The organism is Pseudomonas sp. zfem004, assembly GCF_032621715.1.
Taxonomy (GTDB): Bacteria; Pseudomonadota; Gammaproteobacteria; order Pseudomonadales; family Pseudomonadaceae; genus Aquipseudomonas; species Aquipseudomonas sichuanensis.
In genome coordinates this window covers 13303-35538 of the sequence record NZ_JAVYJF010000016.1, presented here as the reverse complement: position 1 = coordinate 35538, position 22236 = coordinate 13303, and the positions used below count along the sequence as shown (strand labels likewise).

At 66.7% G+C, this 22236-nt stretch carries 23 protein-coding genes; 12 read left to right on the top strand and 11 right to left on the bottom strand.

Features of this window, described 5'->3' with window-relative positions:
* Positions 1-15: 15 nt before the first annotated feature.
* Positions 16-714: a CoA transferase subunit A gene (locus RTH46_RS17700; protein ID WP_125463892.1), complete on the bottom strand. Its 699-nt coding sequence runs from the start codon at positions 712-714 to the stop codon at positions 16-18.
* A gap of 120 nt (positions 715-834) precedes the next feature.
* On the opposite strand from RTH46_RS17700, the gene RTH46_RS17695 reads away from it, so the two are divergent.
* Together RTH46_RS17695 and RTH46_RS17690 are read left to right on the top strand one after the other, a co-directional pair.
* Positions 835-1740, top strand: coding sequence for a LysR family transcriptional regulator (locus RTH46_RS17695; RefSeq protein WP_110995782.1), 906 nt, complete (start codon positions 835-837; stop codon positions 1738-1740).
* On the top strand, positions 1728-2549 hold the full coding sequence (locus RTH46_RS17690) for an aldo/keto reductase (RefSeq protein WP_316906239.1): 822 nt from the start codon (positions 1728-1730) through the stop codon (positions 2547-2549). Before RTH46_RS17695 ends, RTH46_RS17690 begins: the two co-directional genes overlap by 13 nt.
* A gap of 82 nt (positions 2550-2631) precedes the next feature.
* On the opposite strand, the gene RTH46_RS17685 is transcribed toward RTH46_RS17690, so the two are convergent.
* The 4 genes from RTH46_RS17685 to lexA are packed head-to-tail and all read right to left on the bottom strand — an operon-like array spanning position 2632 to position 8353.
* Complete coding sequence (locus RTH46_RS17685) at positions 2632-5733, bottom strand: error-prone DNA polymerase (protein WP_316906238.1); 3102 nt, start codon at positions 5731-5733, stop codon at positions 2632-2634.
* Positions 5709-7127 carry a Y-family DNA polymerase gene (locus tag RTH46_RS17680; RefSeq protein WP_153787976.1) on the bottom strand — a complete coding sequence of 473 codons (1419 nt, stop codon included), beginning with the start codon at positions 7125-7127 and terminating at the stop codon, positions 5709-5711. Before RTH46_RS17680 ends, RTH46_RS17685 begins: the two co-directional genes overlap by 25 nt.
* A gap of 6 nt (positions 7128-7133) precedes the next feature.
* Positions 7134-7745 (bottom strand): translesion DNA synthesis-associated protein ImuA, encoded by a 612-nt coding sequence (gene imuA / locus RTH46_RS17675; RefSeq protein ID WP_153787977.1) that lies wholly within the window; start codon positions 7743-7745, stop codon positions 7134-7136.
* Complete coding sequence (lexA, locus tag RTH46_RS17670; RefSeq protein WP_316906237.1) at positions 7745-8353, bottom strand: transcriptional repressor LexA; 609 nt, start codon at positions 8351-8353, stop codon at positions 7745-7747. The genes imuA and lexA overlap by 1 nt, the downstream gene beginning before the upstream one ends.
* A 102-nt stretch (positions 8354-8455) precedes the next feature.
* Between lexA and RTH46_RS17665 the strand changes: the two genes are divergently transcribed.
* Positions 8456-9115: an HAD family hydrolase gene (locus tag RTH46_RS17665; RefSeq protein ID WP_153787979.1), complete on the top strand. Its 660-nt coding sequence runs from the start codon at positions 8456-8458 to the stop codon at positions 9113-9115.
* Here the strand turns inward: RTH46_RS17665 and RTH46_RS17660 are convergent.
* Positions 9112-9423: a hypothetical protein gene (locus RTH46_RS17660; RefSeq protein WP_256671387.1), complete on the bottom strand. Its 312-nt coding sequence runs from the start codon at positions 9421-9423 to the stop codon at positions 9112-9114. The genes RTH46_RS17665 and RTH46_RS17660 overlap by 4 nt on opposite strands.
* Before the next feature lie 166 nt (positions 9424-9589).
* Here RTH46_RS17660 and RTH46_RS17655 point away from each other — a divergent pair, with 166 nt between their 5' ends.
* Positions 9590-10318 carry a DUF899 domain-containing protein gene (locus RTH46_RS17655; RefSeq protein ID WP_153787980.1) on the top strand — a complete coding sequence of 243 codons (729 nt, stop codon included), beginning with the start codon at positions 9590-9592 and terminating at the stop codon, positions 10316-10318.
* Between the two features lie 10 nt (positions 10319-10328).
* On the opposite strand, the gene RTH46_RS17650 is transcribed toward RTH46_RS17655, so the two are convergent.
* Positions 10329-10910 carry a flavin reductase family protein gene (locus tag RTH46_RS17650; protein WP_153787981.1) on the bottom strand — a complete coding sequence of 194 codons (582 nt, stop codon included), beginning with the start codon at positions 10908-10910 and terminating at the stop codon, positions 10329-10331.
* A 235-nt stretch (positions 10911-11145) separates the two neighbouring features.
* Here RTH46_RS17650 and RTH46_RS17645 point away from each other — a divergent pair, with 235 nt between their 5' ends.
* Together RTH46_RS17645 and RTH46_RS17640 are read left to right on the top strand one after the other, a co-directional pair.
* Positions 11146-11484: a hypothetical protein gene (locus RTH46_RS17645; protein WP_153787982.1), complete on the top strand. Its 339-nt coding sequence runs from the start codon at positions 11146-11148 to the stop codon at positions 11482-11484.
* A gap of 93 nt (positions 11485-11577) precedes the next feature.
* A complete protein-coding gene (locus tag RTH46_RS17640; RefSeq protein ID WP_316906236.1) occupies positions 11578-13011 on the top strand; it encodes a PLP-dependent aminotransferase family protein in 1434 nt (477 codons plus the stop codon).
* Here RTH46_RS17640 and RTH46_RS17635 read toward each other — a convergent pair.
* A complete protein-coding gene (locus RTH46_RS17635) occupies positions 13004-14197 on the bottom strand; it encodes a cyanate transporter (protein ID WP_316906235.1) in 1194 nt (397 codons plus the stop codon). The genes RTH46_RS17640 and RTH46_RS17635 overlap by 8 nt on opposite strands.
* Positions 14194-14652 (bottom strand): nucleoside deaminase, encoded by a 459-nt coding sequence (locus RTH46_RS17630; protein WP_125858446.1) that lies wholly within the window; start codon positions 14650-14652, stop codon positions 14194-14196. The genes RTH46_RS17635 and RTH46_RS17630 overlap by 4 nt, the downstream gene beginning before the upstream one ends.
* Before the next feature lie 195 nt (positions 14653-14847).
* Between RTH46_RS17630 and RTH46_RS17625 the strand changes: the two genes are divergently transcribed.
* Positions 14848-15285, top strand: a complete 438-nt coding sequence (locus tag RTH46_RS17625) for a carboxymuconolactone decarboxylase family protein (RefSeq protein WP_153787985.1) — start codon at positions 14848-14850, stop codon at positions 15283-15285.
* Between the two features lie 94 nt (positions 15286-15379).
* On the opposite strand, the gene RTH46_RS17620 is transcribed toward RTH46_RS17625, so the two are convergent.
* Positions 15380-16390, bottom strand: coding sequence for an AraC family transcriptional regulator (locus tag RTH46_RS17620; protein ID WP_153787986.1), 1011 nt, complete (start codon positions 16388-16390; stop codon positions 15380-15382).
* A gap of 166 nt (positions 16391-16556) precedes the next feature.
* Between RTH46_RS17620 and RTH46_RS17615 the strand changes: the two genes are divergently transcribed.
* From RTH46_RS17615 to RTH46_RS17605, 3 genes are read left to right on the top strand one after another with little or no spacing between them, the layout of a single operon-like run.
* Positions 16557-17741, top strand: a complete 1185-nt coding sequence (locus RTH46_RS17615; protein ID WP_279847618.1) for an acetyl-CoA C-acyltransferase family protein — start codon at positions 16557-16559, stop codon at positions 17739-17741.
* A gap of 12 nt (positions 17742-17753) precedes the next feature.
* Positions 17754-18602, top strand: coding sequence for a 3-hydroxybutyryl-CoA dehydrogenase (locus tag RTH46_RS17610; protein ID WP_125463877.1), 849 nt, complete (start codon positions 17754-17756; stop codon positions 18600-18602).
* Positions 18603-18612: 10 nt separating this feature from the next.
* The gene (locus RTH46_RS17605) at positions 18613-19200 is read left to right on the top strand and encodes a TetR/AcrR family transcriptional regulator (RefSeq protein ID WP_279847619.1); all 588 of its coding nucleotides are present in this window, start codon (positions 18613-18615) and stop codon (positions 19198-19200) included.
* On the opposite strand, the gene RTH46_RS17600 is transcribed toward RTH46_RS17605, so the two are convergent.
* Positions 19197-20186, bottom strand: coding sequence for a bile acid:sodium symporter family protein (locus RTH46_RS17600; protein WP_316906234.1), 990 nt, complete (start codon positions 20184-20186; stop codon positions 19197-19199). The genes RTH46_RS17605 and RTH46_RS17600 overlap by 4 nt on opposite strands.
* A 133-nt stretch (positions 20187-20319) precedes the next feature.
* On the opposite strand from RTH46_RS17600, the gene ampC reads away from it, so the two are divergent.
* Complete coding sequence (gene ampC / locus RTH46_RS17595; RefSeq protein WP_316906233.1) at positions 20320-21459, top strand: class C beta-lactamase; 1140 nt, start codon at positions 20320-20322, stop codon at positions 21457-21459.
* A 2-nt stretch (positions 21460-21461) separates the two neighbouring features.
* A complete protein-coding gene (locus tag RTH46_RS17590) occupies positions 21462-22085 on the top strand; it encodes a glutathione S-transferase family protein (RefSeq protein ID WP_153787991.1) in 624 nt (207 codons plus the stop codon).
* The last annotated feature ends 151 nt before the right edge of the window (positions 22086-22236 follow it).

Sequence of the window (22236 nt, the reverse complement as noted above, 5' to 3'; positions counted from 1 at the left end):
TCTTGAGGATGGCGCTCAGGCCTTGACGGTGCGCTTTTCGATGCGCTTCTCGAAGGTGCCGACGATGACCCGGTCGACGTAGATGCCCGGGGTGTGGATCTCGCTGGGCAGCAGCACGCCGGGCTCGACGATCTCTTCGACCTCGACCACGGTGATCTTGCCGGCGGTGGCGGCCAGCGGGTTGAAGTTCTGCGCGGTGTTGCGATACACCACGTTGCCGTAGTGGTCGGCTTTCCAGCCTTTGACGATGGCGAAGTCGCCGGTGATCGACTCTTCGAGGATGTACTTGCGGCCTTTGAACTCGCGCACTTCCTTGCCGTCGGCAACCGGGGTGCCGTAGCCGGTGGCGGTATAGAAGGCTGGAATGCCGGCGCCGCCGGCGCGCATTTTCTCGGCCAGGGTGCCTTGCGGGGTGAGCTCCACTTCCAGTTCGCCGCTGAGCAGCTGGCGTTCGAATTCGGCGTTCTCGCCCACGTAGGAGGCGATCATCTTGCGGATCTGCCGGTCTTCCAGCAGTACGCCCAGGCCGAAGCCATCGACGCCGCAGTTGTTGGAGACCACGGTCAGGCCCTTGACGCCCAGGCGCTTGATCTGGGCAATCAGGTTTTCCGGGATGCCGCACAGGCCGAAGCCGCCGGCCAGCACCGTCATGTTGTCGGTCAGGCCTGCCAGGGCCTCTTCGTAGGTTGCTACACGCTTGTCCAGTCCGGCCATGCTCAGTCGCCTTTTGTAGTTGTTGGAACCGTGCGGTCATCTTCACTGTAGTCGACTGATTTGTTAATTTTGTTTTCGTCATCGATTGATAACTTTTGCAAAACAAAGGCCAAGCCCGCCATGAACGTCAAGCAACTGCGCGCCTTCGTCACCGTGGCCAAGTACCAGAGCTTCGCCCAGGCCGGCGAGCACCTGCATGTGTCGCAACCGGCCCTGAGCCTGACCATCAAGGCGCTGGAGGACAACCTCGGCGGCGCCCTGCTCACCCGCACCACCCGCAGCGTCAGCCTCACCCCCGAGGGCGAGGTGCTGCTGCCCCTGGCCCGGCGCCTGCTGGCCGACTGGGACGACACCGAAGAGATGCTGCGCCAGCGCTTCACCCTGCAGCTGGGCAGGGTGTCGGTGGCGGCCATGCCCTCCTTCGCCGGCAATTTGCTGCCGCAGTCGCTGAAAGTGTTCCGCCAGCGCTACCCGAAAGTGAACGTCACCGTGCACGACGTGATCAACGAACAGGTGCTGGAACTGGTGCGCCACCGCCGCGTCGAGCTGGGCATCGGCTTCGAGCCCGACGGCAGCGAGGCGCTACGCTTCCACCCGTTGTACATGGACCGTTTCGTCGCCGTGGTGCCCGCCGACTCGCCCCTCGCCCGCCAGCCCCAGGTGCGCTGGCACGAGCTGTTGGCTGAAGACTTCATCGCCCTGCAACGGCCCTCGGCAGTGCGCCTGCTGCTCGAACAGCACCTGGTGGCCGGGCACGGCAAGCTGGCGGTGGCCTTCGAGAGCCACCAGCTGTCGACCATCGGCCGCATGGTCGCCAGCGGCCTGGGCGTGAGCGCCGTGCCGGCGCTGTGCATCGGACAGATGCAAGAGCTCGGCGCACGCTGCGTGCCGCTGGTCGAACCTACCGTGGAGCGGCGCATCGGCGTGATCGCCCTGGCCGACCACAAACTGTCACGGGCCGCCGAAGCGCTGCTCGACGTGCTGCTGACCCATACCCATCCACAGGAGGTGACATGCGTTACGTGAATCTGGCGGGAACCCGCGTGCCGGCGATTGGCCAGGGCACCTGGTACATGGGCGAAGACCCAGGCAGCAAAGCGGCCGAAGTGGCGGCCCTGCAGCAGGGCATCGAGCTGGGCCTGAGCCTGATCGATACCGCCGAGATGTACGCCGAGGGCGGTGCCGAGCAGGTGGTCGGCCAGGCCATCGCCGGGCGTCGCGACCAGGTGTTCCTGGTCAGCAAGGTCTACCCGCACAACGCCAGCCGGCGCGGCGTACCGACGGCGTGCGAGCGCAGCCTCAAGCGCCTGGGTACCGAGTGCATCGACCTGTACCTGCTGCATTGGCGCGGACAGTATCCGCTGGAGGAGACCGTCGAGGCCTTCGAGCGCTTGATCGAGCAAGGCAAGATCCGCCGCTGGGGCGTGTCCAACTTCGACCTGGATGACCTGCAGGAACTGGACAACCCGGCCTGCGCCACCAACCAGGTGCTGTACAACCCGGCCGAGCGTGGCATCGAGTTCGACCTGCTGCCCTGGAGCCGCCAGCGGCAGCTGCCGACCATGGCCTACTGCCCACTGGCCCAGGCCGGGCGACTGCTGCATCACCCGGTGCTGGTTGAAATTGCGGCGCGTCATGCTGCGACGCCGGCGCAGGTGAGCCTGGCATGGGTCACGCGTGGCGAAGGGGTGATTGCGATTCCCAAGGCGGTGAGCCCGGCGCATGTGCGCTTGAATGCAGCGGCGGGCGAGCTGGAGTTGACCGAGGCGGACTTGCAGGCGATTGACCAAGCGTTTGCGGCGCCGACGCGCAAGCAGCGGTTGGCGATGGTGTAGGGCCCATCGCGGGGCAAGCCCGCTCCCACGCAGGTTACGTGGGAGCGGCGGTGCGCCGGTGCGACTTGCCCCGCGATTGCGGTCAATGAAAGTCGCGACTGCGCACATCCAGCCCCTCCAGCAAGGGGCTGATGTCTTCCAACCGCCGGGCGATCAGATGGCGCACGCCTTTCTCCTGCTCCAAACGCCCGCTCACCTTGAGCAACCGCGCTCCCACCAGCGCCCTTCGCTGACGTTCGGCCAACTCTCGCCAGACCACCACATTGACCATGCCATGCTCGTCCTCGAGGGTGACGAAGGTAACGCCGCTGGCCGTTTGCGGCCGTTGGCGGCCAACCACGATGCCGGCCACGGCAATGCTGTCGCCATGCTCGACGTCGGCCAGTTGCGCTGAACTGCGACAGCCCAAGGCGCGCAGGCGCGGTCGCAGCAAGGCCAGCGGATGCGGGCCGAGCGTAGTGCCGAGGGTGTCGTAATCGGCCACCAGGTCCTCGGCCACGCTGGGTACGGGCAGCTCGACCGGCGTTTCTGGTGCTGCTTCGACCTGGGCGAAAAGCGGTAGTTGCGCCTGCACTGCCGCCACCTGCCAGCGCGCCTGATGCCGATCGCGGGCCATCGCGCGCAATGCACCGGCATCGGCAAGCTGGGCACAGGTGCGGCTGTCGAGCCCGGCACGCAGGCACAGATCCTCGACATCGCGCCAGGGCCGTTGTGCCCGGGCCTGGTCCAGGCGCCGGGCATCGCCTTCGGCAAAGCCGCGGATCTGCCGCAACCCCAGGCGGATGGCCAACGCGCCCTCGCCCACCGGCTCCAGGGTGCAGTCCCATTGGCTGTGCTCGACATCCACCGGGCGCACCTCGATGCCCTGCCGACGCGCTTCCTGCAACAGCTGGTCGGGGCTGTAGAAACCCATGGGCCAGCTATTGATCAAGGCACAGGTGAAGATCGCCGGCTCGTGGCATTTGAGCCAACTGCTGGCGTAGCACAGCAGGGCGAAACTGGCGGCGTGCGACTCGGGAAAACCATAGCTGCCGAACCCCTTGATCTGCTCGAAGATGCGCTCGGCAAAAGCCAGTTCGTAGCCATTGCGCAGCATGCCCTCGATCAGCCGGACCCGGTGGGGCTCAAGGCCGCCGTGGCGCTTCCAGGCCGCCATGCTGCGGCGCAGCTGGTCGGCCTCGCCGGGGCTGTAGTCGGCAGCGACCATGGCCAGTTCCATCACCTGCTCCTGGAACAGCGGTACGCCCAAGGTACGGTCGAACACTTCGCGCAGTTTTTCCGAGGGGTAGCTGACCGGTTCCTCGCCCAGTCGGCGGCGCAGGTAGGGGTGGACCATATCGCCCTGGATCGGCCCTGGCCGCACGATCGCCACTTCGATTACCAGGTCGTAGAAGGTAGTGGGTTTGAGTCTGGGCAACATGGCCATCTGCGCCCGCGACTCGATCTGGAACACGCCCATGGTTTCGGCACGGCTGATCATGGCGTAGGTGGCCGGGTCTTCTGCGGGGATGCTGGCCAGGGTCAGCTCACGCCCACGGTGCAGGGCAATCAGGTCGAAACAGCGACGCAGCGCGCTGAGCATGCCCAGCGCCAGCACATCGACCTTGAGCAGGCCGACCATGTCCAGGTCGTCCTTGTCCCACTGGATCACCGTGCGGTCTTCCATCGCCGCGTTCTCCACCGGCACCAGTTCGTGCAAGGGCTGCTGGGAAATGACAAAACCACCCGGATGCTGCGACAGGTGCCGAGGGAAGCCGATCAGCTCGCCGGCCAGTACCAGGATGCGCCGCAGCGAGGGGCTCTGTGCATCGAAACCGGCCTCGGCCAGGCGTTCGGCATCGGGAATGCGGTCGCTCCAGCGCCCGCAACACTTGGCCAGGGCGTCCACCTGATCGGCGGGCAACCCCAGCGCACGTGCCACATCGCGCACCGCCCCGGCAGCGTGGTAACTGCTGACCACTGCGGTGAGCGCGGCCCGGTGGCGGCCATAGCGGCGAAACACGTACTGGATCACTTCTTCGCGGCGGTCGTGCTCGAAGTCCACGTCGATGTCCGGTGGCTCGTTGCGCTCGCGTGACAGAAAGCGCTCGAACAACAGGCGGTGCACCGTGGGGTCGAGCTCGGTGATGCCCAGCACGTAGCACACCACCGAGTTGGCCGCCGAACCGCGGCCCTGGCAGAGGATGTGCTGGCTGCGGGCAAAGGCGACGATGTCGTGCACGGTGAGGAAGTAGCTGTCATAGCCCAGCGCCTCGATCAGCCCGAGCTCCTTGTCCAGCAGGCCGCGGACCTTTTCGGTGACCCCGCTGGGCCAACGCCTGGGCAGGCCCTGTTCGCACAGGTGGCGCAGCCAGCTGGCTGGCGTGTGAGCCTCGGGGACCAGCTCACGCGGGTACTGATATTTCAGCGCCGAAAGATCGAAGCTGCAGCGCTCGGCGATAACCAGGGTTTCGGCCAGCAGGTGCGCTGGATAGAGTTCGTGCAGTTGATCGAGCGGGCGCAGATGACGCTCGCCATTGGCGAACAGGTAACGCCCCGCCTCGGCCACCGGGCAATGGGCGCGGATCGCGGTGATGCAGTCCTGCAGCGCGCGACGCCCGCGCACGTGCATGTGCACATCGCCGCAGGCCACCAGCGGCACGGCCAGCTGTGCGCTCAAGGCGTACAGCTGGGCCAGGCGTGCGCCATCGTCGGCTGCGCGATGCAGATGCACGGCCAACCACAGGCGTTCACCGAACAGCACATGCAGTTGCTGCCCGACACTGACAGGCGCATCGGGCTCAGGCACCCACAACGCCAGCAAACCCTGATGATGGGCTGCAAGGTCCTCGGCCAACAGCCGGTAGCTGCCTTTTGGCGCCCGGCGCCGTGCAAGAGTGATCAGTGCGCACAGGTTCTGGTAACCGCCGAGGTCCTGCACCAGCAGCACCAGCTTCGGCCCCTGCTCCAGCCGCACTTCACTGCCGACGATCAGCTTGAGGCCATGCTCACGGGCTGCCTGCCAGGCCCGGACGATGCCTGCCAAGGTGCACTCGTCAGTGATCGCCAGGGCCTGGTAGCCCTGCTCTCGGGCACGGCGAAACAGTTCGTCGGCACTGGAGGCACCGCGCTGAAAGCTGAAGTTCGACAGGCAATGCAGCTCTGCGTAGCCCTGGCCGTTCACGCGAACCAGCCCTGCAACCACAGCGGCCCGGGGGCCGCGAGGTCGCGGAAGGCCCAGCCGTGCAGTCCATCGCGGGTTTCGATGCGGTAGTAATCACGCCGCACATCGCCACCGTCCCACCAACCGGACTCGATGCGCTCGGCATGCCCCAGCAGTTGCACGCCAGCCTCGGGCAGCGCTTGGGGTTCAGGCAGCAGCCAGCCGGGGCGGCTGCCCGGTGCCATGACCAACTGGCCTTGGGCGCCCTGCTCCACGCCCTGCCAGGCACATTCAGGACGGTGATCGGCTTCGGCGCGCAGGCCCTTGACGGCTTCATCGCCAAGGCGTGCACGCAGGCGTTCGCGCAGTTGCTCCCAGGGTTGTGCCTGCTGGGCGCGTGGGTCGAACAATGCCTGATGCTGGGGCATGAACGGCGGCAGATCGGCCGCCACCAGGCGCAGGTTGCGTACCGGCGCCGGAATGCGCAGCGGCTCCAGGCGCCCTCGCGCCAGTTCGAAGAGCATTGCAGCATCACGCTCGGCAGCCAGCAGGCCAACCTGGAGCACGGTATCCGGGCCCTCGGCGTGCTCCAGGTAAAGCTCGAAGCGCTGCACACCGCAATCACGCCCGGCGAGGAACGCCGCCAGGTCGTTGAGCAGCCGGCGCAAGGGAAACAACAGGGCCTGGTGCGATTCGACATCGAAGTTCAGCTCCAGCCGTGCTTCGAAGTGCTCAGGCGGTTGGTAGAACGCCAGCCCCAGCGAGCGCAGGCCAAGCAGTTGGTCCAGGTGCAGTTGCACCTGGCTGCTGAAGCGTCGGGCCAGGGCATCACGGGGCAGCGCCACGACCTGGCCCAGCCGGTGCAGGCCCATGCGTGCCAAGGCCACACTGGCCTCAGGTGGCAGGCCGGCCCGTTCGATGGGCAGGTCGAGCAAGGCTGCCCGGGTCTCGTCGGAGCTGTTCACGGCCAGCCCATCGTGGGCATTGGCGAGCATCCGCGCCGCCACCGGGTTGCTGGCCAGCACGATGCGCTGGCGCAGGCCCAACCCGGCCAGCTCATCACGCAGGCGCGCCTCTAACAGGGGCCAGGGCCCGAACAGTTGCAGGCTCGATCCCACCTCCAGCAGCAGCGCACGCGGATAATGCAGGCTGACCTGGGCACTGAACCGGTAGGCCCAGGCGGCCAGCAGCTGCTGCAACTTGTCGATGCTCGCGGGCTCGACTTCGACGCAGGTGAATCCATCGGCCAGGGCGCGGGCAGCGGTCAGCGGCTGCCCGGCGCGCAACCCCAGCCTGGCGGCGGCCGGGCTTACCGCCTGCAGCACACGCCGCTGGCCATGCCCGCCCAGCAGCACCAGTGGGGTGTCAGGGTCGTCGCGTTGGCGCAGGACGCTGTCCAGCGCCAACTGCGGGAACAGGATGCAGGCCCAGAGCATGGTGCTTCAGCCCCGGGCGATGGGGTTGGCGGGGGGCAGGCCACCCCGGCACTTGAGCACCCGCCACTGGGCCGGACGGGTGTCGATGGCGATCCGCAGCGCGGCGGGTGACGGGTTGAGTGCGGCCTGCTGCGGGCGGCAGGCAAACGCCAGTGCGTTGCCGGTTTCCGCCGCCACCTGCAGGCGACGCAAGGCCTTGTCATCGGCGCGCTCCGGCCAGCAAACCACCGCCGCGCAGCTGCCCGAGCGCAGGCATTGCTCGGCGGCCCACAAGGCATCGTCGCGCGCGCTGTCGACCTGCACCAGCCAGCGCAGGTCGACACCCGCTGCCTGCCAGGCCGGAGCATAGGGAATAAAGGGTGGGGCCACCAGCACGACCCGCTCACTGGCTGCGCTCAACCGTGCCAGCGTCGGCCAGAGCAACTGCAGCTCACCCACACCTGGGCTGGCCAACAACAATTCGCTCAATGCCGCCGCCGGCCAGCCGCCTTCTGGCAGCCGTGCATCGAGCGCGGCATGCCCGCTGGGCTGTAAGCCAAGCGGCCGAGCCTGGGCCTGTCGGCCGCGCCACACCTGGCGCTGGTCGAGCAGCCGGTCGAGGTCGACCACCGCGCCCATCAGTCACGCCTCAGCAAGCCACAGAACACGCCTTCGATGAAGAATTCGTGCTCGGGGCCTACGTCGATGGGTTGATAGTGCGGGTTGCGGGGCAACAAGCGGTAACCGTCACGGGTGTGCTGCAAGCGCTTGATGGTGACCTCGCCGTCGAGCCGGGCGACCACGATCTGGCCGTCGCGCGCCTCGCCCTGCTGACGGATGCCGACCAGGTCGCCATCGAAGATGCCGTCATCGACCATCGAGTCGCCACGCACCTTGAGCAGGTAGTCGGGGGTACGGCGGAACAGGCTCGGGTCGATCAGCAACTGCTCGTGAATATCGAGATCGGGGCCGATTGGTGCGCCTGCGGCGACCTGGCCGAGCACCGGCAGTTCGAGAATCTCAGGCCGGCGCAGCGGCTCGGCCAGGCGGATACCGCGCGCCTGGTTGGGGGTGACGTCGATGAAGCCGCCCTGGCACAGGGCGGTGATGTGTTTGCGCGCCACGCTGCGTGAGGCAAAACCGAAGCGCTCGGCGATATCAGCCAGCGAGGGCGGCTGGCCATGTTCGGTGATGCGCTCACGAATGAAATCGAGAATGGCGCGGCGTTTGGGGGTCAGATTGTCCATGGAGCACACTTGTACTCTTTTTGTAGAACACTGAACAGCCCCCTTGGTCGTCGGCTTTGGCTATGATGCTGCTGAATTGATTCTTCAACGCCAGGATGCCCGATGCTCACCGCCTTGTTGTTCGACCTCGATGGGACCCTCACCGATACCGACACCCTGCACTTGCAGGCCTTCCGCCAGCTCCTGCACGACTACGATGGTCGCGAACTGACCCAGGAGCAGTTCGACCTGCAGGTCAGCGGCCGCTCCAACGGTTTGCTGTTCGCCGACTTGTTCCCTCAGGCCGATGCGGCCCAGCGCCAGGCCCTGGCCGAGCGCAAGGAGGCGCTGTTCCGCGAACTGTCACCGCACCTCGACCCCCTGCCCGGCCTGCTGCGCCTGCTCGACCATGCCCGGCAACATGCGGTGGGCGTGTGCGTAGTGACCAATGCGCCACGCCTGAATGCCGAGCACATGCTCGCGGCCATGGGGCTGGATGGACGTTTCGAGCATGTGCTGGTGGCTGATGAGCTGGCCAGGCCCAAACCGGACCCGCTGCCCTACCTGACCGGGCTGCAGCGCTTGCAGGCTGAGGCCGGGCAGGCGCTGGCTTTTGAAGATTCGTTGCCGGGGGTCAAGGCGGCCAGCGATGCCGGGATCTATACGGTGGGCTTGGCTACCACGCAGACGGCCGAGCGCCTGCATAAGGCTGGGGCGCAACTGGTGATCGACGACTTCAATGATCCGCGGTTGTGGGCATTGATTGAGCGCATGCAGAGCTAGCGCCGTTTGTAGCTTTTGTTGCCGGACGGGGTCAGGCAGTACACACCGCCACGGGGCCCGGTGCAGTAGCTGCCACTCCCGCAAGCGCAGCCATCGTCGCTGGCACGCAGTGGTTGGATGCTGGAGCGCTCACCATATAGGGCGCTGCAATTTTTCTTCGACGCACTGATCGAACCGTCGTTGCAAAGGAAGGTGGCACCATCACAACCGGCGATCCCCCCTTTGCGGCCAGAGCAAGGGGTATTTCCAGCGTTAGCAACCGGTACAGCCAGGCACAGGGCCAACAAGGGTATTGATAGCCAGCGCATGGATAGAAGGGACATGGTCACGCTCCGTGTGAATGATGGCGCGACGATATCAGAAATCTCCGGCGCAGCTATGCTCGCCATTCGTCGGTCGACTGCCTGGTAACCGTCGATTGGCCCTCGATTCATTCGACCACTCAATGAATCCCCCCAGCGCGGAGCGCGCCCCATGAACACGCTCGACAACAATCACACCGTGGCCTCCCGCAGCCAATGGCTCGCCGCCCGCCGGCAACTGTGGCTGCATGAAAAAGCCCTCACCCACCAGCGCGACGAACTCGCCGCCGCCCGCCGTGCCCTGCCCTGGGTACGGGTCGAGGAAAACTACCGTTTCCACGGCCCCGACGGCGAACTGGCCCTGGCCGACCTGTTCGCCGGGCGCAGCCAGCTGCTGGTCTACCACTTCATGTTCGCGGATGGCTGGAACGAAGGCTGCCCGGGCTGCTCCTTCCTCGCCGACCATTTCGACGGCGCCAACCTGCACCTGGCTCACCATGACGTGTCGCTGGTGGCGGTATCACGGGCACCCTATGGCGAATTCCAGGCGTTCCGCCAGCGCATGGGCTGGCGCTTTCCCTGGTACTCCTCCCACGGCAGCCGTTTCAACCAGGACTTTGGCGTGAGCGTGGCCACCGATGGCAGCGCCGAGTACAACTACGCGCCCTACTCAGGCAACGAAGCGGAGCTTCCAGGCCTGAGCGCGTTCATTCGCGACCGCGACGGCAGCGTCTATCACACCTACTCCACCTACGCCCGCGGGCTGGACATCCTGGTCAATACCTACAACTTCCTCGACCTGGCCCCACTGGGGCGCAACGAGGGCGGGACGATGGACTGGGTGCGCCACCACGACCGCTATGAAGGCGCCCATGGCAAGCCGCACTGCTGCGGGGAATGACCGGCTCGGATCATTCGCCCTGGTCGATCACCAGGGGTTCGCCGATGGCATAGAAGTGCCCGCCCGCCACGTAATGCAGGCTGCGCCAGTCGGGGTCGGCATGCTCGTAGGCCCAGTGCCCGTCGCGGAACACTCGGTCATCGGCCCAGGCCGCGACCACTTCGCCGATGAACAGGTCGTAGGTTTGCTGGTTGTGCGGTTCATCGATCACCCGGCACATCAGCCAGGCCGAGCAGCCGTTGACCAGCGGCGCCTCGAACCCCGCGACGCGGGCCAGCTCGACACCGATACGCGCCAGCTTGTCGGGCTGGTCGAACAGGCTCTGGCTGCCCACCTGGTGGGTGAGCCGTGCCTGGGCGGCGTTGGGCACCTGCAGCACGAACCAGCCACTGCCCTCCACCAACTGGCGGGTACGGGCGCTCTTGTCGAGGACCACGGTCACCTTGGGCGGGTCGAAGTCCAGGGCACAGGCCCAGGCGGCAGCCATCACATTGTCGACCCCGGCATGGCTGGCCGAGACCAGCACGGTGGGGCCGTGGTTGAGCAGGCGATAGGCCTTGGTCAGGTCGACGGGCTGGAAGTGGCTGTGCATGACAAACCTCGGTGCTACGCAGGGGGACAGGTCGGCCATTGTGCCGCAGCGGGCAGACCGGCGACAGCAATGATCCGGATCAAGGCAAGGCGCGGGGCGCTCGCATAATTTATGACTCTTCCTACAATTCAGTCGGAAGTGGCCCGCTTTCCGTCTTACACCAGCCAAAACATGATCGGACTTGGATGTCGTCATGCCCGCCCTGCGCGGCCAGCCCACCCGACGAGGCCCCACCATGCCCAACCAAGCCCGCCACACCGAAGCCCTGCAACACACCCTGCGCCAACTGCTGGCCCATGAGGTCAGCAACCCCGATGACAACCCGCACCTGTCCGGCGTGCGCTTTTTCTGCGCCACCGACGAACACACCCGGCAACTGATCGAGCGCGTCGAGCTGCTGGCCAGCGAAGCCTTCTTCGACCAACAGGGTCGCGCCATCCCAGCACACATGCAGGCTGCGGCCGTCGATGGCATCAGCATCCGGCAAAAACGCAAGGTTCCACAGGACGAGACGGTGATCCGCATCGCCCTGCCCGACAAAGGCTATATCACCATCAGCACCGCCCGCCTTTGACCCATTGTGCAAGGGCCGCCTGTTCGGCCCTCTTGCAGCTTGCCGCACGAACCCCGAAGCTTTGACATCCCTGCGCTTCGGACACAGCCCCCGATGGAACTGCACATCCGCCTCGAAGGTCGCAAAGGCCTTGCCGAGCAGCTCTACCAGCAATTGCGCGCCAGCATCGACAGCGGCCACCTGGCTGCCGGCACCCAACTGCCACCAACGCGCCTGCTGGCCGAGCAACTGGGCGTATCACGCAAGACCGTGGCCGAAGCTTACTCGCGCCTGACCTACGACAACCTGCTCAGCGGCGTGGTCGGCCGCGGCACCTTCATCACCCCTCGCCAGCCCCTGCAAGCCAACGCCGCCGAGGCCATCCCGCTGGCCGCTGCCGACGCTTTGGAGCGCTGGCGCCTGCGCGCTACGGTGCTGGGCCGCCGCGCGCTGGATGCCCCCTCGCGCTATGACTTCATCGGTGGCGCCTCAAGCAAGGCGCAGTTCCCCTACGACCAGTGGCGCAGCTGCCTGCAATACGCCCTGCGACGCAGCCAGCGGCACACCGAGCGGCAGTTCTCGCCGCAGGGGCTGCCTGAATTGCGCGAAGCCATTGCCCACCACATCGCGTTCGCTCGGGGCGTGCACTGCAGCGCCGCCGATGTGCTGGTGTGCAATGGTGCCCAGCAGGCCCTGGACCTGATCGCCCGGGTGCTGGTCGAGCCGGGCTGCAAGGTGGCCATGGAGGACCCCGGCTACCCACCGGCCCGGCAACTGTTCCTGGCCCTCGGCGCGCAGGTGCAGTCGGTGCCCGTGGACGATGAGGGGCTGTGCGTGGAACAGATCGAGGCCGGCACCCGGCTGATCTACGTCACCCCGTCGCACCAGTTCCCGTTGGGCATGCCCATGGGCGCACGACGGCGCCAGGCGTTACTGGCCCGAGCCGCCGCGCTGGGGGCGCTGATCATCGAGGACGACTACGACTGCGAGTTCCGCTACCAGGGGCCGGCCGCCGAGGCCTTGCAACGCCTGGACCGCCACGGGCTGGTGGCCTATGTCGGCACCTTCTCCAAAACTTTGCTGCCCGAATTGCGCCTGGGCTATGCGGTGCTTCCGCCGGCAGTGCTGCAGGCCGCCTGCGTGGCCAAGCACCTGACCGACTGGCACAGCCCGAGCCTGCAGCAATGGGCCCTGGCGCGCTTCATTGGCGAGGGCCACCTGAGCAAGCACATCCGTCGCTGCCATGAGGTGTACAGTGCCCGCCGCGAACGAATCCTGGCGCGCCTTGACGGCGACCTGGCGCCCTGGTTCGAGGCCGTGCCGGCCAGTGCCGGCTTCCACCTGAGCGCTTTGGCCAAGCCGGGGGTCGATGTGGAACTGCTGGTCAACCTGGCGCGCAAGGTCGAGGTGGGGCTCTATTCGTTGGCGCCGTTCTTCAGCGAGGCCCCGGTACGCCCGGGGTTGCTGCTGGGCTTCGGCGCCATCGAACTGCTGGATATCGACCCGGCGCTGGACCGGGTCCGCGATACCCTGCAGCGTCTCAGCTGAGCGCCGCAGCACCGGCCTGCCCTGGCCGGGCGATGGCCCGGGCATAGCCAGCCGGGGCGAAGCGCGCGGTGACCAGCAGCATGGCCAGCACGGTGCAGGTCAGCAGGGTCCAGGACGCCTGGAAGTCGCCGCTGACATCGCGCAGCCAGCCGGTGATGTACGGCACGATGCCGGTGACGATGAACCCCACCCCCTGGACGAAGGCCGCCAGGCTGCCGGCTTCGGCCGGCGTGCGCAGGTGTTCGAGGGTCAGCGTCAGGCTGAGGCTGAAGCACGCGCCCAGGCCCAGGCCAATCATCGCCACCCACAGGCCCATGGCGCTGGCCGGCGCCAGCAGCAGGCCGAGGAAGCCGCCCAGCTGGATCAGCAGCGCCAACCACAAACCAGGCCGACGATCCGCCAGGCGGCGCAGCAACAGCGGCAAGCCGAGGGCGCCGGTCACCTGGAAGATGGTCATCAACCCCACCAGCTCACCACCGCCCTGGGCCGTGCCGCCATGCTCCAGGTGATAGGCCGGCAGCCAGGCCACCATGCTGGTGTAGCCGCCATTGATCAGGCCGAAGTACAGCGCCAGCAGCCAGGCACGGCGATTGCCGAACCAGTGCCCGCCACCCGTGCCGGCCAGCGTGGGGCTGGCCTGGCGTGGCCGCAGGGCCACCCAGGCGATCACCGCCAGCAGCGCGGGCAAGGCCCACACGCCCAGCCCCGCCTGCCAATGGCCAAAGTGCGCAGTGATCGAAGGGCCCAGCACCGCCGCCAGGCCGCCACCGGTCATCAGGGCTGCCGAATACAAGCCCATGGTCGCCGCCAGCCGCGTGGGGAACCAGCGGTTGACCAGCCCCGGCATCATGCCCTGCACCAGCGCCACACCCAGCCCGGCAACCACCGCACTGGCGATCAGTGCCCAGGCGCTGTCCAGTTGCAACCGCCACAGGCAAGCCAGGGCAATCGCCGCCAACCCGGCAAGCATGCCGCCATGCTCGCTCAGCCAGCGCCGCAGCCACGGCTGCAACAGCGGCACCAGGCCCATGCACAGTACCGGCAGCGCCGTCAGCAATGCCGCCTGCTGGTAGCCCAGGCCGGTGCTCTGGCGCATGGGCTCGAGCAATGGCCCGATGCTAGTGAGGATTGGTCGCAGGTTGAGTGCCAGCAACACCACCAGCAACAGGTTCAGGGCGCCCCTCATGCCTGGCTGGCCTGCTGCCATTGGGCATACAGGCCCGCTTCGCCAGCGGGTTTGAGCGGGCGCAACGGCAAGCTTTGCTGCTGCGGCGGGCGGGCCATCTGCGCGTACACCGCGGCGGTGGACAGCCCGTAGGGCTCGCCCTCGTCGTTGCCATAGGCGAACCAGGCACGTTCGACGCCGCACAGGTGCATGGCCGCCAGGCACATCGGGCACGGGTGGCCACTGGCGTAGATTTCGGCACCGTCCAGGCGGGCCCGGCCCAAAGCCTGGGCGGCCTGGCGGATGGCCTGCATCTCGGCGTGGCTGGTCGGGTCCTGGGTGCTGTGGATCTCGTTGACGGCGCGAGCGATCACCTGGCCCTGGTACACCAGCACGGCACCGAACGGGCGGCCACCGGCCTGGATATTGGCGCGGGCCAGGTCGAGGGCCTCGCGCATGAAGTGTTCTTGGGACATGAATCGGTACTCCGCAATTGTCCCGGCCATTATCCCGGCTTGGCCGCAGCGGTAGAAATGAAGAGATTGGATGCACCTCAGTGGCCAGGCGAATGCCGGATTGGCCTCCTGGCAAAGCGTGGGATTGGCTATTCGGCACGCTGCCGGGCGGCGTTAAGGTGGCACCACGCCTAATTACCTTTCCGGAGAAACACCATGCACGACCGTATCGAATGGGCCAAAGCCGCCCCAGAAGCCTACAAAGCCATGGTCGGCCTTGAGCAGGCCCTGATCCAATCGGGGCTGGAGCATTCGCTGCTCGAACTGATCCGTCTGCGCGCCTCGCAGATCAACGGCTGCGCCTACTGCGTCAACCTGCACGCCAACGATGCACGCAAGGCCGGCGAGACCGAAGCCCGCCTGCAGACCTTGAGCGTGTGGCGTGAAACCCGCTACTTCACCCCGCGCGAGCGGGCCGCCCTGGCTTGGGTCGAGAGCCTGACCCGCTTGCCCGAGCGGGGTGCGCCGCAGGATGAGTATGAGGCGCTGCAGGAGTACTTCGAGCCTAAGGAAGTCGCCAACCTGACCCTGGCCATTGCCACTATCAATGCCTGGAACCGCTTTGGCGTAGGCTTTGCGATGGTGCCGGCCTGAGAATTAGGCGTAATTGGGACCGCTGCGCGCCCCTATCGCGACACAAGCGGCCTTGTGTCGCGACGGGCTTCATGGCATCTCGACAGAGATGGCTCTAAACCACTCTGAGCCTGGCCCGATAACTGCCCGGGCTCTGCCCGGTCCATTTCTTGAACGCCCGGTGAAACGCGCTGGGCTCCTGGAAGCCGGTCTGCTCGGCAACCTCGGCAATGCTCAGGCAACCCTCGCGTAACAGCTCGAAGGCCATCGCCCGGCGCACTTCGTCCTTGATCTGCTGATACGAACGCCCTTCACGCTCCAACTGGCGGCGAAAGCTGCTGGCACTGAGCCGCTGCCGCTCGGCCATGGCATTGAGGGTTGGCCACTGCCCATAGTGGCGAGCGCGCAAGTGTCGGTACACCTCCGCCACCAGACCGTTCTGATTGCGAAAGCGGATCACCAGCCCCTGGGGCGCACTGCGCAGGAAAGTCTTCAGGGCAGGCAGATCCTGCATCACCGGCAAGCGCAGCCAGGCGCTGTCGAACTCCACTTCGGTGCGGCCACTGCCCAGGCGCAGGTCCGGCCCCCACAGCAAGGCGTCGTCCTCCTGGGCCGGGCGCGGCAACGCAAGCTCGGTACGGTCGATGGCGATCCGCCGCCCGGCCAGCCAGCACAGCAGGCCGACCACCAGCACCAGGTAGGTTTCCTCGGCGTACACCCGGGTCAGCGGGTCTTCGATGCTCGACTGCACGCTGATCACCGCACGCGCACCGCGCACCGTGACAGTGCCGCGCAGGTCACGCAAAAACAGCGCGAAACTGCTCAGGCACTGGCGCAAGGCCTTGTCCAGGTTGGGCTCCTGGATCAAGCCACGGCAGATCAGGGCGAAGCTGCCCAGCGGCATACCGTGGCTGTCGAGGTGAAAGAACTCATCGCTGAGCTCGTCGATCAACGCCAGCCACAACTGGGCGAAGGCCTTGGCCGGTACCCGCGCCTGGGGCTGCGCCAGCAACCCAGGCTCGATGCCGACCGCGCGCAGGTGGGCATCGCGCGCCTGCGGGCGCTCGCGCAAGGCGTGGAGCATGGCGTTGAGAAAGTACACCGCGACCGTATCGCTATCGCGCATGGCTGAAGTTCGCTGTCTATGCTGAGTGGCAAAAAATGCCAGGTTGACTGAACAGATCCGGCATAGGCCGCCTTGAGGCCTTTGCCTAGACTCGATCCACCCTGAGGCGGCGCCATTCTCGCAGAGCCGGCCCCCGCCCCGCCATGTCTTTGCAAACGGAGCCTTTATGAGCAGCACAGAAATCTACGTTGTCAGCGCAGTGCGTTCGGCCATCGGCAGTTTTGGCGGTTCGCTCAAGGACCTGCCGCTGGCCGACCTGGCCACCCAGGTGACCCGCGCCGCCATCGAGCGCTCGGGCGTGAGCGCCGAGCAGATCGGCCACGTGGTGATGGGCACCGTGATCCCCACCGAACCCCGCGACGCCTACCTGAGCCGCCTGGCCTCGATGAATGCCGGCGTGCCCAAGGAAACCCCCGCCTTCAACGTCAACCGCCTGTGCGGCTCGGGCCTGCAGGCCATCGTCTCGGCCGCCCAGGGCCTGTTGCTGGGTGAAAGCGACATCGCCCTGGCCGCCGGCGCCGAATCCATGAGCCGCGGCCCGTACCTGCTGCCACAAGCCCGTTGGGGCGCGCGCATGGGTGACCTGCAGGGCATCGACTACATGGTCGGCATCCTGCAGGACCCGTTCGAGCACTTCCACATGGGCATCACCGCTGAGAACGTCGCGGCGGCCCACGGCATCACCCGCGAAATGCAGGACGAAGTGGCCCTGACCAGCCAGCGCCGCGCCGCCCGCGCCATTGCCGAAGGCCGCTTCGACAGCCAGATCGTCCCAATCGAAATCAAGACCCGCAAAGGCAGCGTGCAGTTCAGCGTCGATGAGAACGTGCGCGGCGAAGCCAGCGCCGAGCAACTGGCCGGCATGAAGCCTGCGTTCAAGAAAGACGGCAGCGTCACCGCCGGCAACGCCAGCAGCATCAACGACGGCGCCGCTGCCCTGGTGCTGGCCACCGGTGACGCCGTGCAACGCCTGGGCCTGAAGCCGCTGGCACGCCTGGTGGCCTACGCCCATGCCGGCGTCGAGCCCGAGTTGATGGGCCTGGGCCCGATCCCGGCGACCAGGAAAGTGCTGGAAAAGGCCGGCCTGAGCGTTTCCGACCTGGACGTGATCGAGTCCAACGAAGCCTTCGCTTCCCAGGCCTGCGCCGTGTCCCGCGCCCTGGGCTTCGACCCGGAAAAGGTCAACCCCAACGGTTCGGGCATTTCCCTGGGCCACCCGGTGGGCGCCACCGGCGCGATCATCGCCACCAAGGCGATCCATGAACTGCAGCGTGTGCAGGGCCGCTACGCCCTGGCCACCATGTGCATCGGCGGCGGCCAGGGTATCGCCGTCGTCTTCGAACGCGTGTAAGGAGCCGGCAACATGACTATCGAACAGATCGCCGTGATCGGCGCCGGCACCATGGGCAACGGCATCGCGCAGGTGTGCGCGGTGGCCGGCTACCAGGTGTTGCTGGTGGACGTGTCCGACGCCGCGCTGGAGCGTGGCGTGGCCACCCTGGGCAAGAACCTCGAGCGCCAGGTCAACAAGGGCACCCTGGATGCAGGCACCGCAGCGGCGGCGAAAACCCGCATCCGCACCAGCACCGACTATGCCCAGCTGGCCAGCGCGCAGCTGGTGATCGAGGCGGCCACCGAGAACCTGCAACTCAAGCAGCGCATCCTGCAGCAGGTGGCGGTCAACGTCGGCAGCGACTGCCTGATCGCCACCAATACCTCGTCGCTGTCGGTCACCCAACTGGCCGCCAGCATCGAGCACCCCGAGCGCTTCATCGGCGTGCACTTCTTCAACCCGGTGCCGATGATGGCCCTGGTCGAAATCATCCGTGGCCTGCAGACCAGCGACAGCACCTACGCCCAGGCGCTGCTGGTCACCGAAAAGCTCGGCAAGACCCCGATCACCGCCGGCAACCGCCCGGGCTTCGTGGTCAACCGCATCCTGGTGCCGATGATCAACGAGGCGATCTTCGTGCGCCAGGAAGGCCTGGCCAGTGCCGAGGACATCGACACCGGCATGCGCCTGGGCTGCAACCAGCCGATCGGCCCGCTGGCCCTGGCCGACCTGGTGGGCCTGGACACCCTGCTGGCGATCATGGAGGCCTTCCACGAGGGCTTCAACGACAGCAAGTACCGCCCTGCCCCGCTGCTCAAGGAAATGGTTGCCGCCGGCTATCTGGGCCGCAAAAGCGGTCGCGGCTTCTTCACCTACTAAGGAGCACGCCATGCCCCCGGTCAACGCGGCGATGCGCTGTGCCAACTTCGAAGAGCGGCGTGACAGGGCCATGGCGCTGTTCGCCGAAAAGGGCTTCGGCCAGGTCAGCATGCGTGAGCTGGCGGCGCACGTGGGGCTGACCGCGGGCTCGTTGTACCACCACTTCCCCAGCAAGCAGGACCTGCTGTACGACCTGATCGAGGAGCTCTACGAAGAGCTCCAGGCCACCCTCGACCAAGGCCGCAGGGCCTTGGCCAAGGGCAAGCCGGTGCTGGCCTGCCTGATTGCCGCGCACTGGCAGCTGCATGGCGAACGGCCGTTGCAGTTCCGCCTGGCCGAGCGCGACTTCTGTTGCCTCAGCGAGGCACAGCAGGCGCGCCTGCTGCTGTTGCGCGAGCGCTATGAGGCCGGCCTGCTGCGCCTGATCGCCCCGCAAGCACGGCTCGATGGCGCCGCCCTGGCCGCCACCGGGCATGTGCTGGCGACCCTGCTCAACCAGCTGCCAGGCTGGCTGCGCGAGCGCGACCTGGGCGAAGCGCAGGGCCTGGCGCTGATGGAAAGCCTGGTCCTGGGCGGCATCGAGCGCACCCTCGGCTAACCTGCGGTCGCCGCCTCACCCGCGCCGTCCCGCGCGGCATAACGCTGCGCCAGCACCGCGCAGACCATCAGCTGGATCTGGTGGAACAGCATCAATGGCAGGATCATCGCCCCGATGCCACTGCCCACGAACAGCACCTGGGCCATCGGCACGCCGGTGGCCAGGCTTTTCTTGGAACCCGCGAACAGGATGGTGATGCGGTCTTCCACGCTGAACCCCAGCACACGCCCGAGCACGCGGGTGCCCAACAACACCACCGCCAGCAGGATCCCGCACACGGCGAACAGCCCGGCCAGGTGTTGCGGCGACACCGTGTGCCACAGACCAGTGACCACCGCTTCGCTGAACGCGGTGTAGACCACCAGCAGAATCGAGCCCTGGTCGACCAGCTTCAGCCAGCGCGCATTGCGCTTGACCCAGTCACCGATCCAGCGCCGAGCAATCTGCCCGGCCACGAACGGCACCAGCAACTGCAGGGTGATCTTCAGCACCGCATCCAGCCCCGAGCCGGTATCGCCGGAGGCACCAAGCAGCATCATCACCAGCAACGGCGTGAGGAAGATCCCCAGCAGGCTCGACGCCGCCGCGCTGCAGATCGCCGCTGGCACGTTGCCGCGAGCCAGCGAGGTGAAGGCGATGGCCGATTGCACCGTGGCCGGCAGCGCGCACAGATAGAGCACGCCCAAGTACAACTCGTTGCCCACCAGCGGCACGAACAGTGGCTTGAATGCCATGCCCAAGAGTGGGAACAGTACGAAGGTGCAGGAAAACACCAGCAGGTGCAGGCGCCAGTGGCCGGCACCGGCGATGATCGCCTCGCGCGACAGCTTGGCGCCGTGCAGGAAGAACAAGAGGCCGATGGCCAGGTTGGTCAGCCAGCCGAACATCAGTGCGCCCTCGCCGGAGCAGGGCAGCACGGTGGCAATGAACACCACCCCGAGCAAGGCCAGGGTGAAATTGTCGAACAGCATGCGCAAGTACTTCATCACAGGTTCCGTCTTGTCATTGTGCAAGGCCAGACGATAAGGTTTCGTGCCTTGCGCCGCTAACGCTGGAACCCCTGCCAGTGTCGCGCAACGGACACCACCGCCCCGCCCCTGACAAGGACAGCCCCTTTCGATGATCCGCACCCACCACGCACTGCTTACCGCCGCCCTGACGCTCGTGGCGCCACCACTGCTGGCCGATGACCTGCAAAGCCAGGTCGATGGCATCATCCAGCCGCTGATGCGCGAACAAGGCATCGCCGGCATGGCCGTGGCGGTCTACGCCAATGGCCAGTCGCATTACTTCAGCTATGGCTGGGCCAACAAGGCCGACAAGCAGGCCGTGACCCGCGACACCCTGTTCGAGATCGGCTCGCTGAGCAAGACCTTCACCGCCACCCTCGCCGCCCTGGCCAGCGCCGAAGGCAAGCTTGACCTCAACGCCCCCGCCAGCCGCTACCAGCCGGCCCTGGCCAAGGCCCCGATCGGCAGCGCCAGCGTGCTGGAGCTGGGCGCCTACAGCGGCGATTGCCTGCCGCTGCAGTTCCCGGACGAGGTGCAAACGCCCGAGCAGACCCTGGCCTGGTTGCAGAACTGGAAGCGCGTTGCCGAGCACGGCACCCAGCGCTGCTATTCCAACCCAAGCCTGGGCCTGTTCGGTGACCTCGCCGCCCGTTCGCAGCAGCGCCCTTTCGACGAACTGATGAGCCAGGACCTGCTGCCACGACTGGGCCTCAAGCACACCTATCTTGAGGTTCCGGCCAAGGAACGCGGGCTCTACGCCCAGGGCTACGATGCGGCCGACAAACCCGTGCGGGTGAACCCGGGCCCTTATGCCGACCAGGCCTACGGCATCAAGACCAGCGCCAGCGACCTGCTGCGCTACGTGCAGTTGCAGGTGCAGCCCGCCGAGTTGGACCCGGCCCTGCGCAAGGCCATCGCCATCACCCAGGGCGGCTACTTCCAGGTCGGCGCGATGACTCAGGGCCTGGGCTGGGAGCGCTACCCCTATCCGGTCACGCTCGACACCCTGCTGGCCGGCAACGGCGCGAAGATGATCCGCGAGCCCCAGGCCACCCGCGCCTTGAGCCCAGCAGAGCCTGCCGAACCTGCAGCCTGGTACAACAAGACCGGCGCTACCAGTGGCTTCGGTGCATACGCCGCCTTCGTGCCCGCCAAGCAGTTGGGCATCGTCCTGCTGGCCAACCGCAACTACCCCAACGAGGAGCGCGTGCGCGCCGCGCAACGCATCCTGTCCAGCCTGGAGCAATGAGCATGTTGAAGATCCTCGGCAAGGCTTCGTCGATCAACGTACGCAAGGTGCTGTGGACCTGCGCCGAACTCAACCTGCCCTACCAGCGCGAAGACTGGGGCAGCGGCTTCCAGGCCACCGACACGCCGGCGTTCCTGGCCCTGAACCCCAACGCCATGGTGCCGGTGATCGTCGATGGCGATTTTGTGCTGTGGGAGTCCAACAGCATCCTGCGCTACCTGGTCAACCAGTACGACGGCGGCCACCTCTACCCGTCGGCGCCACGCGCCCGGGCCGCCGTGGACCAGTGGCTGGACTGGCAGGCCACCGACCTCAACGACGCCTGGCGCTACCCGTTCATGTCGCTGGTGCGCCAGTCGCCAGCCCACCAGGACCCGGCACAGCTGGCCGCCAGCAGCGCTTTGTGGACCGCCAGGATGGGCCTGATCGAGCAGCGCCTGCAGGTCACTGGCGCCTACATCGCCGGTAGCGATTTCAGCCTGGCCGACGTGGTCATCGGCCTGTCGCTCAACCGCTGGCGCCGCACCCCGCTGGAGCACCCGCCGCTGCCGGCGCTGGAGGCCTACCATGCCCGGCTGCGGGAGCGCCCGGGCTTCCTTGAACACGGCGATAACGGCTTGGTCTGACAGCAAATGCAGGATTGTCGGACAACATGTAGTGACTAAAAATATTCACTACAAACCTATTGACGCACTTCCCGGGCCTTGGGCATGATGAGGCCGTCTCCCTGATCGGGAGCGGTGGCAAGGGTGTTCCAGACGGCTTGCGCGGTAACGC

Bases quoted from the DNA above. Each gene is read 5' to 3' on its own strand.
- RTH46_RS17665 (WP_153787979.1), top strand. From the start codon at position 8,456: ATGCTCACCGCCTTGTTGTTCGACCTCGATGGGACCCTCACCGATACC.
- RTH46_RS17655 (WP_153787980.1), top strand. From the start codon at position 9,590: ATGAACACGCTCGACAACAATCACACCGTGGCCTCCCGCAGCCAATGG.
- RTH46_RS17590 (WP_153787991.1), top strand. From the start codon at position 21,462: ATGTTGAAGATCCTCGGCAAGGCTTCGTCGATCAACGTACGCAAGGTG.
- RTH46_RS17660 (WP_256671387.1), bottom strand. From the start codon at position 9,423: ATGCGCTGGCTATCAATACCCTTGTTGGCCCTGTGCCTGGCTGTACCG.
- RTH46_RS17605 (WP_279847619.1), top strand. From the start codon at position 18,613: ATGCCCCCGGTCAACGCGGCGATGCGCTGTGCCAACTTCGAAGAGCGG.
- RTH46_RS17635 (WP_316906235.1), bottom strand. From the start codon at position 14,197: ATGAGGGGCGCCCTGAACCTGTTGCTGGTGGTGTTGCTGGCACTCAAC.
- RTH46_RS17620 (WP_153787986.1), bottom strand. From the start codon at position 16,390: ATGCGCGATAGCGATACGGTCGCGGTGTACTTTCTCAACGCCATGCTC.
- RTH46_RS17690 (WP_316906239.1), top strand. From the start codon at position 1,728: ATGCGTTACGTGAATCTGGCGGGAACCCGCGTGCCGGCGATTGGCCAG.
- imuA (WP_153787977.1), bottom strand. From the start codon at position 7,745: ATGGGCGCGGTGGTCGACCTCGACCGGCTGCTCGACCAGCGCCAGGTG.
- RTH46_RS17695 (WP_110995782.1), top strand. From the start codon at position 835: ATGAACGTCAAGCAACTGCGCGCCTTCGTCACCGTGGCCAAGTACCAG.
- RTH46_RS17610 (WP_125463877.1), top strand. From the start codon at position 17,754: ATGACTATCGAACAGATCGCCGTGATCGGCGCCGGCACCATGGGCAAC.
- RTH46_RS17625 (WP_153787985.1), top strand. From the start codon at position 14,848: ATGCACGACCGTATCGAATGGGCCAAAGCCGCCCCAGAAGCCTACAAA.
- RTH46_RS17600 (WP_316906234.1), bottom strand. From the start codon at position 20,186: ATGAAGTACTTGCGCATGCTGTTCGACAATTTCACCCTGGCCTTGCTC.
- ampC (WP_316906233.1), top strand. From the start codon at position 20,320: ATGATCCGCACCCACCACGCACTGCTTACCGCCGCCCTGACGCTCGTG.
- RTH46_RS17640 (WP_316906236.1), top strand. From the start codon at position 11,578: ATGGAACTGCACATCCGCCTCGAAGGTCGCAAAGGCCTTGCCGAGCAG.
- RTH46_RS17700 (WP_125463892.1), bottom strand. From the start codon at position 714: ATGGCCGGACTGGACAAGCGTGTAGCAACCTACGAAGAGGCCCTGGCA.
- lexA (WP_316906237.1), bottom strand. From the start codon at position 8,353: ATGGACAATCTGACCCCCAAACGCCGCGCCATTCTCGATTTCATTCGT.
- RTH46_RS17630 (WP_125858446.1), bottom strand. From the start codon at position 14,652: ATGTCCCAAGAACACTTCATGCGCGAGGCCCTCGACCTGGCCCGCGCC.
- RTH46_RS17650 (WP_153787981.1), bottom strand. From the start codon at position 10,910: ATGCACAGCCACTTCCAGCCCGTCGACCTGACCAAGGCCTATCGCCTG.
- RTH46_RS17680 (WP_153787976.1), bottom strand. From the start codon at position 7,127: ATGCTCTGGGCCTGCATCCTGTTCCCGCAGTTGGCGCTGGACAGCGTC.
- RTH46_RS17615 (WP_279847618.1), top strand. From the start codon at position 16,557: ATGAGCAGCACAGAAATCTACGTTGTCAGCGCAGTGCGTTCGGCCATC.
- RTH46_RS17645 (WP_153787982.1), top strand. From the start codon at position 11,146: ATGCCCAACCAAGCCCGCCACACCGAAGCCCTGCAACACACCCTGCGC.